At 65.4% G+C, this 11,870-nt stretch carries 12 protein-coding genes; 10 read left to right on the top strand and 2 right to left on the bottom strand.

Annotated features, from left to right (window positions below):
- The coding region (locus DUPY_RS09875) for a type VI secretion protein (protein WP_070247666.1) at window positions 1–753 on the top strand (753 nt) is incomplete at its 5' end.
- Between the two features lie 19 nt (window positions 754–772).
- Complete coding sequence (locus DUPY_RS09870) at window positions 773–1,555, top strand: OmpA family protein (RefSeq protein WP_070247665.1); 783 nt, start codon at window positions 773–775, stop codon at window positions 1,553–1,555.
- Between the two features lie 13 nt (window positions 1,556–1,568).
- Here DUPY_RS09870 and icmH read toward each other — a convergent pair whose 3' ends face one another.
- Complete coding sequence (icmH, locus tag DUPY_RS09865; protein ID WP_070247664.1) at window positions 1,569–2,351, bottom strand: type IVB secretion system protein IcmH/DotU; 783 nt, start codon at window positions 2,349–2,351, stop codon at window positions 1,569–1,571.
- Entirely contained in the window at window positions 2,348–3,694 is a 1,347-nt protein-coding gene (tssK, locus tag DUPY_RS09860; protein ID WP_070247663.1) for a type VI secretion system baseplate subunit TssK, read from the bottom strand. The genes icmH and tssK overlap by 4 nt, the downstream gene beginning before the upstream one ends.
- A gap of 183 nt (window positions 3,695–3,877) precedes the next feature.
- On the opposite strand from tssK, the gene DUPY_RS09855 reads away from it, so the two are divergent.
- The 8 genes from DUPY_RS09855 to DUPY_RS09820 form a co-directional block, all read left to right on the top strand.
- Window positions 3,878–4,465, top strand: coding sequence for a tetratricopeptide repeat protein (locus DUPY_RS09855; RefSeq protein WP_141749493.1), 588 nt, complete (start codon window positions 3,878–3,880; stop codon window positions 4,463–4,465).
- A gap of 33 nt (window positions 4,466–4,498) precedes the next feature.
- The gene (tssB, locus tag DUPY_RS09850; protein WP_070247661.1) at window positions 4,499–5,008 is read left to right on the top strand and encodes a type VI secretion system contractile sheath small subunit; all 510 of its coding nucleotides are present in this window, start codon (window positions 4,499–4,501) and stop codon (window positions 5,006–5,008) included.
- Between the two features lies 1 nt (window position 5,009).
- A complete protein-coding gene (gene tssC / locus DUPY_RS09845; protein ID WP_070247660.1) occupies window positions 5,010–6,506 on the top strand; it encodes a type VI secretion system contractile sheath large subunit in 1,497 nt (498 codons plus the stop codon).
- A gap of 46 nt (window positions 6,507–6,552) precedes the next feature.
- Window positions 6,553–7,044: an Hcp family type VI secretion system effector gene (locus tag DUPY_RS09840; protein ID WP_070247659.1), complete on the top strand. Its 492-nt coding sequence runs from the start codon at window positions 6,553–6,555 to the stop codon at window positions 7,042–7,044.
- Between the two features lie 73 nt (window positions 7,045–7,117).
- Window positions 7,118–7,579, top strand: a complete 462-nt coding sequence (gene tssE / locus DUPY_RS09835) for a type VI secretion system baseplate subunit TssE (RefSeq protein WP_070247658.1) — start codon at window positions 7,118–7,120, stop codon at window positions 7,577–7,579.
- Window positions 7,576–10,167, top strand: a complete 2,592-nt coding sequence (tssH, locus tag DUPY_RS09830; protein WP_070247657.1) for a type VI secretion system ATPase TssH — start codon at window positions 7,576–7,578, stop codon at window positions 10,165–10,167. Before tssE ends, tssH begins: the two co-directional genes overlap by 4 nt.
- A 12-nt stretch (window positions 10,168–10,179) precedes the next feature.
- Window positions 10,180–11,055, top strand: coding sequence for a type VI secretion system protein TssA (tssA, locus tag DUPY_RS09825; protein ID WP_070247656.1), 876 nt, complete (start codon window positions 10,180–10,182; stop codon window positions 11,053–11,055).
- Between the two features lie 114 nt (window positions 11,056–11,169).
- The coding region (locus DUPY_RS09820) for an MCP four helix bundle domain-containing protein (RefSeq protein WP_141749491.1) at window positions 11,170–11,870 on the top strand (701 nt) is incomplete at its 3' end.

Here is an 11,870-nt window from a genome sequence, read left to right as displayed (position 1 = left end):
GGGGCTCACCTGGCGGCCAGCAGCGACGCCTCGCAGCGGCGCTACCCGTTTTTGAGCATGAGCGCGATCGAGGTCGGCGACCCGCCCGGCTTTGCCGCGCTCAGTCCGCTGGTGCTGGCGCCGTTGTGGAATACGCTCGACGTGCTGGCGGCCGAGGTGCTTGGCGCGTGCGACCCGGAGCCAGCCTTGCAGGCGCTGGCTGCCGCCACCGTCGATCTCGACCCCGGCGCGGCCGAGCACCAGATCCTGTTCACCGATTTTCTCGACCGCCAGACCATAGCCGGGCTGGAGGCGCTGCTGGGCCGCACCCAGGTACGCCGCACCATCCTGGCACTGGGCCTGCTGCTGCGGCAGCTGCGGCGCGGCTGCGCGGGCGCCACCATCTGCACGGGCAAAAGCCTGGTACTGCCGCTGCCGGCGGCGAGCCGCGCGCGCTACCTGGTGGCCGCCTTCTGGCTCGACCTGGTGACGCCGTTCGTGCAGCAGGCCGACGTGGAGCTGGCGCTGTTCCTGGCCGACAGCGGCGACCGCCCGGCGCTGGTGATCGGCTTTGCCGGCGCCGCGCCCGAGACGCTGCAGGCGATCATCGATCCCGAGTGCGCGATGGAGCACCAGGTCGGCTTCGACAATACCGCCTGGATCGATGTGCCGGTTGCTTCCGACGCCGCCGTACAAACCCTGTCCGCCTACCTGGACCAGGGCCAGCTCTCGCTGCGCTCGGCGCGCGAGCTGTTTCACGAAACCTTTGTTTGACCATCCTTGGGAGTATGCGATGCGCCAGCGTTCGATCTGGCCGGCCCTGGCGCCGGCGTTGTTTGTCTTCGTGGTTCCAGCCACTGCCCAGGTGGGCGCCGATCCGCGCCCGGGGCAGGTGGTAGTCAACGGCGCTGTCGCCGACGAGAGTGGCAAGGCCGCCTTGCTGGCGCGGGTGCGCGAGTTGTATGGCGTCGAGCGGGTAGTGGACCAGGTGGCGATTTCGAAGGTGTCGCTGCCGCCCAACTGGCATGGCTATGTGCTCAAGCTGATCGGGCCCAACCTGAAGTGGATCAGCAAGGGCGAGATCAAGATCGACGGCACCAATATTACGCTGCGCGGCGAGGTGGCCAACGAGGCGCAACGTCAGCAGATCGCCAGCGACATCGCCATCAGCCTCAATCCCACCTACACCGTCAACAACGGCTTGCGCGTGAGCGCGGCCGAACAGAATCTGCTCGACGCGGCGCTGGCCAAACGCATCATCGAATTCGAGAGCGGCAAGGCGACGCTGACCGATTCGGGCAAGATGATCCTCGACGAGATGGCGGCCGCGCTGCACAAGGTCAAGGGCAAGCAGGTGGAAGTGATCGGTCATACCGACAACCTGGGCCAGCGCGACAGCAACCTGGCGCTGAGCCATGCCCGCGCGCAGGCGGTGCGCAGCTACCTGGCGGAGCAGGGCGTGAGCCAGGACATGGTGCTGGTGTCGGGCCAGGGGCCGGACCGGCCAGTGGCGGAGAACACCACGGCGGAGGGACGCGCGCGCAACCGGCGCATCGAGTTCCGGGTGGCGCAGTAATACTGGCGGCTTATCAGGGCAAGGTAATCGTCACATACGCCGGTCGTGGCGCCAGTTTTACCAGGTCCGAATATCCCGCCAACTGCTCGCGCGCTTCGCTTGCCAGCGACGCTCGCAAGCCGAGGAACGCCCCCAGCCCGCATACCGCGATCAGCGCACCGGCAGTCCACAACGGCGTGTTGGTGCGCAGCTTGTGGACGATCTGGTCGGGCCGTTCGGCCTGCGGCGCGAAGCCGCGGCTTTTGCCCTGGATGTGGGTGATCTCGTCGCCCAGGCGTGCGGTCATGTAGGCCAGCTTGTCGCCGCTGTCGAGCGCGTACTTGCCCTTGAAGCCGATCAGCAGGCACATATGGAAGACCTGCAGCGCGGCCAGGCGCGCGCCACCGCTGCTGCGCAGCGCTTCCAGGCGGTCGAAGAAGTGTTCGCCGGCCAGCTGGTCGCCGAAGATCACCAGTTGCAGCGGGCGCCGCTCCCACGCTGCGCGCATCGGGAACTGCGACGCCAGGATGATCTCGTCGAGCGCCGCGCAGTAGGCGTACTTGGCGGCGTCGATATCATCCCCATGGGCGCGCAGCTTGCGCGCTTCGCGGTCGAAGTCCGCCAGGTACGCGGTGACGTTATCGAGGAACGTCGCCTCACCCGGCGGGACGCTGCCGTTCCTGAGCATGAACAGCAGGTAAAAGCCCTCCTGCAGCAAATCGAGCAGGGTTTGAACGTGGCCGTAGCCGGGCTGGATCTGGCGCCGTTGGCCGCCCATCAGGGTGGGATTGGCGCGCCGCTCGACGTGGGTGTTCATGCCGTCACCGCGATCAGGTTCAGGCGCAGGTCGCGGATCCCGGACGGCACGTAGATCGAGATCGATTGCGCCTTGAGCATATGCTCATACAGCATACCCTTGCCCTCCAGTGCGAAATAATAGGTGTCCGGCTGGACCGGTATGGCCGCCGGCACCTGCGGTGCGTGCGTGAGCTTCACGCCCGGCATGGCCGTCAGCACGCATTTTTCCACGTCGTCCGGCGCGCCCACTTTGACCCGCAGCGGCACCACGTCCACTAGTTCCAGCGCCGACAGCGCGGCGCCCACCGCCAGGTACAGCGTGGTGCGCTGGTCGATCTTGCCCGAATCGAGCTTGCCCAGGTGGTAGCTGGGCTTTTCCTCGGTGAGCGCGATCGAAAAATAGCGGGTAGAGATGACGGTGTCGAGCAGGTCGCGGATGATGTGATCGAGGCCTGAAAAACACAGCGCCAGGTCGTCGTGGCGGTAGGCCGGCAACTGCACCAGCGAGTACTGCTTGGAGTAGGTCATCATGGCGCCGGCCAGCGCCAGCAGGCACTCGAACAGGCGCTCGGGGTGCATGCCCGGATGGCGCACGTAGTGCATCAGCGTGGCGGCCGACGTGCTGACCGTGTGCAGCAGCCAGAACGACGAGACATCGCCGGAACGAAACTCAATCACGTTGCGGCTCGGCTCCCGCATATGACCTTGCAGCGATTGCACCTTCGCTTGCAGCGCCTCCATCAGCCGGTCCAGCATGTCCTTGAGCGCCGGCGCACCGGCGATCGACAGGGACGGCGGGATAAACGACGGATCGGGTTCGAAGCCGCCAGTGACCGTGCGTCGCAGCCGTATCACCGGCACGCAGTCGAAGGCCCCCAGCGGTTCCTGGTCCGACACCAGCCGCACCGATTGCTTGAGCAGCGCCAGCTCGGTGCCCACCGCGCCGGTGTACAGGTCTGCGGTCTCGCGCGCGCTCCGGGTGTAGCGTGCGCCCTGTTGGTGCGCTGGCGCGGCAGCGGCATTGCCGCCGCCTGGCGCCAGCGCGGGCAGGGCCGCGTACCACGTCACCTCCTGCAGTGCGGCGGGCAGGGCGGCCAGGTCCACGGCCGTTGGCAGCGGCTCGCTGCCGGGGGCGTCGAAGATTTCGCCGTCGCGGAAGATCAGCGACAGTGCCTGCAGGCGCAGGCGGTCCGCCTTCAACGCATCGAGATCCCACTCGATACGGCGCACGCCCCACAGGAACGGTTGCAGCGCCAGCGCCACCTGGTTCAGGCGCGCCTCGTGGTAGCGGTCCTGCTGTTGAAAATGCTGCGGCCGCAGGAACAGGCCCTCGCCCCACAGCACCCTGGATGGAATGGTCATGCGAACTCCTTTCGGCCGACGATCCTGCATTAGAGCGAATCGTGCGCGGTCGATTGTTGCGTGGTCGCAAGAAAATTGGAAACGCGGAGCAACCACCAGCGCGGTTGCGTAACCGCAATTTCACTTGTTTTGCTTCACGAATAATGGGCCCCTTCCCATGGTTCGGCAAAGGAGAGTGTGATGATGACGAAGAGAAGATGGTTGCCCCTGGCCAGCGCTATCGCTGGCGTGATGCTGGTGTGCGGCTGCGCCACCGACGGCCAGGCGATCCGCACCGAACCACCGAAGGTGGCCACACTGAAAGCCGCGCTGGCCGATGCCAACGTCGCGCTCAGGGCAGGCCAGGGCGACAAGGCGCAGGCGCTGCTCAAGGAGGCCGCGGTGAACTACCCGGCCGACAAGGCGCCGTGGCTGCAGCTGGCGCAGATCAAGTTCGACCGCGCCAGCTACGGCGAGGCCATCATTAACGCCCAGGAGGCGCTGCGGCGCGATCCGGTCGATACGCTGGCCAACAGCATCGTCGCGGTCAGCGGCTTGCGGGTTTCGACCAGGGCGCTGGCCGACCTCAGTGCGCAGAACAACCTCAGTGGCTCGCTGCGGAACGAGGCGCGCGAACTGGCCAAGCTGCTGCGCACGACCCTCGGCGAAGACGTCCTGGTGCCCACTGTGGCGCCGCCGCCGGTGCGCCCCAAGGCTGCACCGGCCAGCCGCATCAAGGGCGCAGCAAAGAACCAGTCGAACAGCAACGATCCCTTCGGCGGCTTGAAATAGGCCGACTCCCACCATTCAATGAAAGGAACTGCCATGGCCAAAGCTGAAAGTGTTCAGAAACGCCTGACCCGCGTGCGCCCGCCGCGCGTGCAGATGACGTACGACGTGGAAATCGGCGACACGCTGGAGAACAAGGAGCTGCCGTTCGTGGTCGGCGTGGTCGGCGATTTCGGCGGCAATCCGGACGCCGACAAGACACGCCTCAAGGACCGCCTGTTTGTCGGCATCGATGTCGAAAACTTCGACGAGGTGATGAGCGGCGTCGATCCGGTGGCGCGCTTCACTGCACCCAATATGCTCTCTGGCGACGACAGCAGCATCGGCGTGGAACTGCACTTCAAGTCGCTGGCCGACTTCCGGCCCGAATCGGTGGTGCGCCAGGTGGCGCCGCTGGCGAAGCTGCTGGATGCGCGCGGCAAGCTGGCCGACCTGCGCAACAAGCTGGCCGGCAACGACAGGCTCGAAGACATCCTCGGCGAAGTGCTGGGCAATACCGACCAGCTGGCGGCGCTCAAGTCGGCGCAAGCCGGCAAGGGAGAATGAGATGACCGCAGCCGCACAGCAAGTGCAAACCGACGGCGCCATTTCCATTGACAGCGCACCGGCGGACAACCTGCTCGACCGGATCGTCGAGCAAAGCAAGGTGGCCAAGTCTGCGGTCGAGCATGCGCGCGCCCGCGACATCATTGTCGAACTCGTGGACCAGGTGTTGGCCGGCGCGGTGGTCGTGTCGAACAACCTCACCGCTACCCTGGACGGCCGGGTGGCGGAACTGGATCGCCTGATCTCGAGCCAGTTGAGCGCCATCATGCACGCGCCGGCGTTCCAGAAGCTCGAGCAGAGCTGGACCGGCCTGCACTACCTGGTTGCCAATTCCGCCAGCGGCCAGGGCGTGAAAGTCCGCATGCTCAACGCCACCAAGCGCGAGCTGGTGAAGGACTTCCAGGCCGCGCTCGAATTCGACCAGAGCACCATGTTCAAGAAAATCTACGAAGAAGAATTCGGCACCTTCGGCGGCGCGCCGTATGCCGCGCTGCTGGGCGACTTCGAGATTTCGCGCCAGCCGGAGGACATGTATTTCATCGACCAAATGTCGCACGTGGCCGCCGCCGCCCACGCACCGTTTATCTCCGCTGCGGCACCCGAACTGTTCGGTCTCGATACCTACGGCGACCTGGGCAAACCACGCGACCTGTCCAAGGTCTTCGACACGGTCGAATACACCAAGTGGAAGGCGTTCCGCGAATCGGAAGATGCGCGCTACGTGGGCCTGACGCTGCCGCGCTTCCTGGGACGCCTGCCATTCAACCCGGCCGATGGAACCGTGGTGGAAGGCTTCAATTTTGTCGAGGAAGTCGATGGCAGCGACCACCATAAATACCTGTGGTGCAACGCGGCGTACGCCTTCGGCGCCAAGCTGACCCGCGCGTTCGAGGACTTCGGCTGGTGCGCGGCAATCCGCGGCGTGGAGGGCGGCGGCCTGGTGGACGACCTGCCCACCCATACCTTCAAAACCGACCAGGGCGAGGTGGCGCTCAAGTGTCCGACCGAGGTGGCGATCACCGACCGCCGCGAGAAGGAGCTGAGCGACCTCGGTTTCATCTCGCTGGTGCACTGCAAGAACACCGCCTACGCCGCATTCTTCGGCGCGCAGTCGGCGCAGAAAGCCAGGAAGTACGCGAGCGACGCGGCCAATGCCAATGCCGTGCTGTCGTCGCAGTTGCAGTACATCTTTGCCGTCTCGCGCATCGCCCACTACATGAAAGCCATGATGCGCGACAAGGTGGGCAGCTTTGCCGCCGCATCCAATGTCCAGGACTTTCTCAATCGCTGGCTGATGCAGTACGTGCTGCTCGACGATAACGCCAGCCAGGAACAGAAGGCGCATTTTCCGCTGCGCGAGGCCTCGGTGCAGGTGCACGAAGTGCCGGGGCGGCCCGGCGTGTATCGCGCAGTGTCGTTCCTGCGGCCGCATTTCCAGCTCGACGAGCTGTCCGTTTCCCTTCGTCTGGTCGCGGAGTTGCCGAAGTCGACCAGCTGATTTACCGAAGTCACCCCCGTAGTTCAACTGCAAAGAGGAGCATGCAATGGCAATCGACGTCTATCTGCAAATCGATGGTATCAAGGGCGAGTCCAATGACGACCGCCACAAGGACTGGATCGAGTGTAAATCGGTCAGCTTCGGGGTGGAGCAGCCGCGCTCCGCAACCTCGTCCACCGCCGGCGGCCACACTGCCGAGCGTTGCGAGCATCGCGACATCATGCTGTCGAAACTGGCCGATCTGGCTTCCCCGATCCTGCTGCAAACCTGCGCCGCCGGCCGCACCATCCCCAAGGCCAAGCTGGAGTTCATGCGCGCCGATGCCCAGGGCGAACGGGTGAAGTACTACGAGATCGAAATCGAGAATGTACTGATCGGCGCCGTCTATCCGACCGTGACCGAAGGCGACATCCTCACCGAGGACGTGTCGCTCAAGTTTTCGAAGATCAAGTGGCGCTACACGCAGCAAAAAGTGAGCGGTGGTTCCGGCGGCAATACCTCCGGTGGTTGGGACTTGTCCGCCAATCGTGTGGTGTAAACGCCTGGCGTTGATGCGCCGCGCACCAAGCCGGGCCGTTCTGGCCCGGCTTTTTTCTCGACAGGGGTTTTCGATGAATGGCTACACACCCGGCCTGCTGGACCGGCTGCTGGGCGCGCACCTGGGCGGCCTGAGCCTGGAGCAGTACAAGGACAGCGTGGCGCGCGACCTGGAAGATTTGCTCAACACCCGTTGCGCGCTGCCGGAGGAGCTGTTGCGCGCCTATCCCGAATGCGCGCGTTCAATCGTCAACTACGGCCTGATCGATTTTGCCGGCCTCTGTCTCAACAGCGCCGAAGACCGCGACCACGTGTGTACCGCGCTCAAGGTGGCGATCGAACGCCACGAACCGCGCCTGCGCCACGTGCAGGCGCGCCTGGAGCGCGAGCGCGGCAGCATCAACCGCATCAGCTTTGCCATTACCGCCACCCTGGCCGGAATGCCGCAACGCGAGACGGTCAGCTTCGACGCCGTGCTGCAACCATCTTCGCTGCACTATTCCATCAACCGCAATGCGCGTGGAGTGTCACCATGACCATGAACCTGAAAACGCTGATCGGAAAACTCAATGACACCACGCGCCAGGCAGCCACCCGCGCCGCCAGCATCTGCATGGCGCTGGGCCAATACGAGGTGGAAGTAGAGCACCTGCTGCTGGCACTGCTGGAGCAGCAGCGCTGCGACGTCGCCATCATTGCCCGCCGGTGTGGCGTGGACCTCGGCCGGCTGGAGGCCGACCTGCACCGCCAGGTAGACCAGCTGAAAACCGGCAGCACGCGCACGCCGGTGTTTTCGCGCCAGCTGCCGCAACTGCTCGAACATGCGTGGCTGCTGGCATCGCTGGAAACCGAACCGTCGGCACGCATTCGCAGCGCGCACCTGCTGGTGGCGCTGCTGACCAACCCCGAACTGACGCAACTGGCGCAGCGGGCATCACCGCTGTTTGCCTCCATCCCCATCGACGAGATCAAGCACCGACTGGACCAGGCCACGCGCGGCTCGCAGGAGGTGAGGGCGGTGGCGTTAGCGCCGGCGCTGCCGGACCAGGCCCCCGAGGCCGCACAACAGCTGGCCGCGCGCACTCCCGCACTCGACCAGTACACCACGCGCCTGACCCAACTGGCGCGCGATGGCAAGCTTGATCCCGTGATCGGGCGCGAGGCCGAGGTACGGCAGGTGATCGACATCCTGCTGCGCCGGCGCCAGAATAATCCCATCCTGACCGGCGAGGCTGGCGTGGGCAAAACCGCCGTGGTGGAAGGGCTGGCGCTGTGCATTGCCGCCGGCGATGTGCCCGACGTGCTCAGAGGCGTCGAGATTCATACGCTGGACATGGGATTGTTGCAGGCCGGCGCCAGCGTCAAGGGTGAGTTCGAGAACCGCCTGAAAAACGTCATCGATGAAGTCAGGAACAGCACGCACGGCATCATCCTGTTCATCGATGAAGCGCACACCATGATCGGCGCCGGCGGCGCGGCCGGCCAGAGCGACGCCGCCAACCTGCTCAAACCGGCACTGGCGCGCGGCGAATTGCGCACCATCGCCGCCACCACCTGGAGCGAGTACAAGCAGTACTTCGAAAAGGACGCGGCGCTGACGCGGCGCTTCCAGGTGGTCAAGGTGGAAGAGCCCACCGAGGATATCGCCAGCGCCATGCTGCGCGCGATGGCGCCGCTGATGGAAGCCCATTTCGGCATCCGTATCCGCGACGAAGCGGTGACCGAGGCGGTGCGGCTGTCGCATCGCTACATCAGCGGCCGCCAGCTGCCCGACAAGGCGGTGAGCGTGCTCGATACCGCGTGCGCGCGGGTGGCGCTGGCGCAAAGCGGCACGCCCGCGCTACTGGACAATGCCGCGCGTGAAATGGAACGCATCGGGGCGGAGACCACGGCCCTGCAGCACGATGACGACGGCGAGGCTCATCCCAATGCCGCCCGCAAAAAGCGCCTGGCGCTGCTGGCCGAACGGCATGCGGCGCTGACCAGAGATCACGCGCAGCTTGCCCAACGCTGGGAGCGCGAGCAGGGCCTGGTGGCCGCCATCGGCGGCCAGCGCAAGGAAGGGACTGGCGCCGATTTGCGGACCCTCAAGACCGAACTGTCGGCCTTGCAAGGCGAGGCGCCGCTGGTGCCGGTGGAGGTCGACGGCGCCACGGTGGCGGCGATAGTCTCCGGCTGGACCGGCATCCCGCTGGGCAAAATGGTGCGCGATGAAATCAACACGGTGTTGAATCTGCAGTCCACGCTGCAGGAGCGGATACTGGGCCAGCCGCAGGCGATTGCCGCCGTGGCGCAACGCGTGCGAACGGCGCGCGCCAACCTCGACGACCCGAATAAACCGAAGGGCGTGTTCCTGTTCGTGGGGCCGTCCGGCGTGGGCAAGACCGAGACCGCGCTGGCGCTGGCCGAGTTGTTGTACGGCGGCGAGCGCAAACTGCTGACGATTAACATGACCGAATACCAGGAGGCGCACAGCGTCTCCGGTCTGAAAGGCTCGCCGCCCGGTTACGTGGGCTATGGCCAGGGCGGCGTGCTGACCGAGGCGGTGCGTCGCAATCCGTACAGCGTGGTGCTGCTCGACGAGATCGAAAAGGCCCACCCGGATGTCGTCGAGCTGTTCTTCCAGGTGTTCGACAAGGGCGTGATGGACGATGCCGAAGGGCGCGAGATCGACTTCCGCAACACCATCATCATCGCCACGTCCAACGCCGGTTCGGCCACCATCATGCAGGCCTGCCTGAACCAGCCGACTGCACCGACGGTGGAAGAACTCGAGGCGCTGCTGCGACCGCAACTGATCAAGCACTTCAAGCCGGCCTTTCTCGGCCGCCTGAAGGTGGTGCCGTACTACCCGATACCGGACGCGGTGCTGGCGCAGATCATCGCGCTCAAGCTGGCGCGCATCGGCCAGCGCATTCACCAGCAGCATCATGCGGAATTTAGCTACGACGAGGCGCTGGTGGAGGCGGTGCTGGCGCGCTGCACCGAGGTCGATTCCGGCGCCCGCAGCCTGCTGCCGGAGATCGCGGAAGCGGTGCTTGAGAAGATGGCGCAGGACGCGGCGATCAGCAAGATCAAGGTCGGCGCCAACCGCCAGGGTCAATTCAAATATCAGATCAAGTAGCGGAGGCCAGCCATGTTCAGCATCGCCCAAATGCTGTTGCCCATCAGCGCCGAGCGCGCGTGCGGCGACGATGTCGCGTTCAGCGCCGAGGTGGACGCCATCGCCCGCGCCCGCACCTGTGACGATCCCACCCTGGACCAGGGCGAATGGGTTGCGGAACTCAAAGAAGCCGACTGGGGTTTTGTCGCCAGCCGCTGCGCCGCCATGATTGCTTCCCGCAGCAAGGACATGCGGCTGGCGGTATGGCTGGCCGAAGCCCACGCCAAGACGCGCGGCTTGCGCGGCCTGGGCGATGGCTACGCCGTCCTCACCGGCCTGTGCGAGCACTACTGGGACGGCCTGTATCCGCTGGTCGAGGACGGCGACTACGATCAGCGCATCGGCAACCTGTTCTGGCTGCTCAACCGCACGCCGGTGCTGGTGCGCGAGATGGTGTTCGCGGACGGGCTGGCACCGCAGGACGACACCGAGTACTGCATCGCCATGCTGGGCGACCTGGAACGGGTGGCCGATGTGCGCCTCGGCGCCGACGGGCCGGGGTTTGCGCCAGCCAGGGACGCCTTGCAGGCGCTGGTGCGCGGCCGCGCGCCGCTCGGGCATATGGCCCATGAAGCCGGCGCGGCGCAGGCAAGTGCGACACCCGGTATGGCGACCAGTGCGTTCATGGCAGGGCAGCCGTGCAACCGCGCCCAGGCCCTGCAGCAGCTGCGCCTGGTGGCCGATTTCTTCCGCCGCACCGAGCCGCACAGCCCGGTGGCCTACCTGGCCGACAAGGCCGCCAGCTGGGGCGACATGCCGCTGCACCTGTGGTTGCGGGCGGTGATCAAGGATCCAGCCGCGATTTCGGGCGTGGAGGAATTACTGGGCTCAGCGTCGTCGAACCACTGACAGTTGCTGCGTTGCTGCTTTGCTGCAACGCACTACCGATAATTTCTTTCTAACCTATAACATTTTGTTGATCGGTGCTAGCATGGACTCGACTGTTTTCTGAGGGAGTCCGGCATGAAAAACCTGAAAATCGGCACCCGCCTGGGGTTTGGTTTTGCACTGATCCTGGTGCTGCTCACAGCGATGACCGTCATCGGCATCCTGCGCCTGAGCGCCGCCAGCGCCCTGACCGACCACATGATCGACGTGAAGATCCGCGACCAGCGCCTGATCGCCGAGTGGACCAAGATCGTCGAAGTCAACGCCGCCCGCACCATGGGCGCATGGCTGGTGGCCGATCCGCTTGATCAGAAAATGATCGAAGGCCTGATGACCAGGTCGTCGAGCCGCGCCACCGAAATCCAGGACCGCATCGGCGCCGACATCGATGACGACGCCCTGCGGCCGCTGTTCCAGAACGTGATGGATACCCGCAAGGCCTACACCGCCTCGCGCAAGTCGGTGTTTGCCGCCAAGACGGCAGGCGACCTGGCGCTGGGCAAGCAGATTTTCGAAGGAAAAATGGCACAGGACCGCGTGGCCTACCTGGCCGCGCTGGACGCCTTTTCGCAGAAACAGGGCGCGCTGCTCGACGCCACCGCCGTCACCATCCAGCAGCAGTACACCAGCGGACGCACGCTGCTGGTGCTGCTTGGCCTGGCCGCCATGCTGCTGGGCGTGACCGCCGCGTGGTGGATCACGCGCACCATCACGCAGCCGATCAACGCCGCGCTCAAGGTGGCGGAAACCGTGTCGTCGGGCGACCTGATTAGCCA

The sequence above is a fragment of the Duganella phyllosphaerae genome, from assembly GCF_001758785.1.
GTDB lineage: Bacteria > Pseudomonadota > Gammaproteobacteria > Burkholderiales > Burkholderiaceae_D > Rugamonas > Rugamonas phyllosphaerae.
The sequence above is the reverse complement of the archived record's forward strand: the minus strand, read 5'-3'. Positions and strand labels throughout refer to the sequence as shown.

What these genes read in the sequence shown, in the direction of transcription:
- tssB (WP_070247661.1), top strand. Translation starts at nt 4,499, where the DNA reads ATGGCCAAAGCTGAAAGTGTTCAGAAACGCCTGACCCGCGTGCGCCCG.
- tssC (WP_070247660.1), top strand. Translation starts at nt 5,010, where the DNA reads ATGACCGCAGCCGCACAGCAAGTGCAAACCGACGGCGCCATTTCCATT.
- DUPY_RS09855 (WP_141749493.1), top strand. Translation starts at nt 3,878, where the DNA reads ATGACGAAGAGAAGATGGTTGCCCCTGGCCAGCGCTATCGCTGGCGTG.
- DUPY_RS09870 (WP_070247665.1), top strand. Translation starts at nt 773, where the DNA reads ATGCGCCAGCGTTCGATCTGGCCGGCCCTGGCGCCGGCGTTGTTTGTC.
- tssH (WP_070247657.1), top strand. Translation starts at nt 7,576, where the DNA reads ATGACCATGAACCTGAAAACGCTGATCGGAAAACTCAATGACACCACG.
- icmH (WP_070247664.1), bottom strand. Translation starts at nt 2,351, where the DNA reads ATGAACACCCACGTCGAGCGGCGCGCCAATCCCACCCTGATGGGCGGC.
- tssA (WP_070247656.1), top strand. Translation starts at nt 10,180, where the DNA reads ATGTTCAGCATCGCCCAAATGCTGTTGCCCATCAGCGCCGAGCGCGCG.
- tssE (WP_070247658.1), top strand. Translation starts at nt 7,118, where the DNA reads ATGAATGGCTACACACCCGGCCTGCTGGACCGGCTGCTGGGCGCGCAC.
- tssK (WP_070247663.1), bottom strand. Translation starts at nt 3,694, where the DNA reads ATGACCATTCCATCCAGGGTGCTGTGGGGCGAGGGCCTGTTCCTGCGG.
- DUPY_RS09840 (WP_070247659.1), top strand. Translation starts at nt 6,553, where the DNA reads ATGGCAATCGACGTCTATCTGCAAATCGATGGTATCAAGGGCGAGTCC.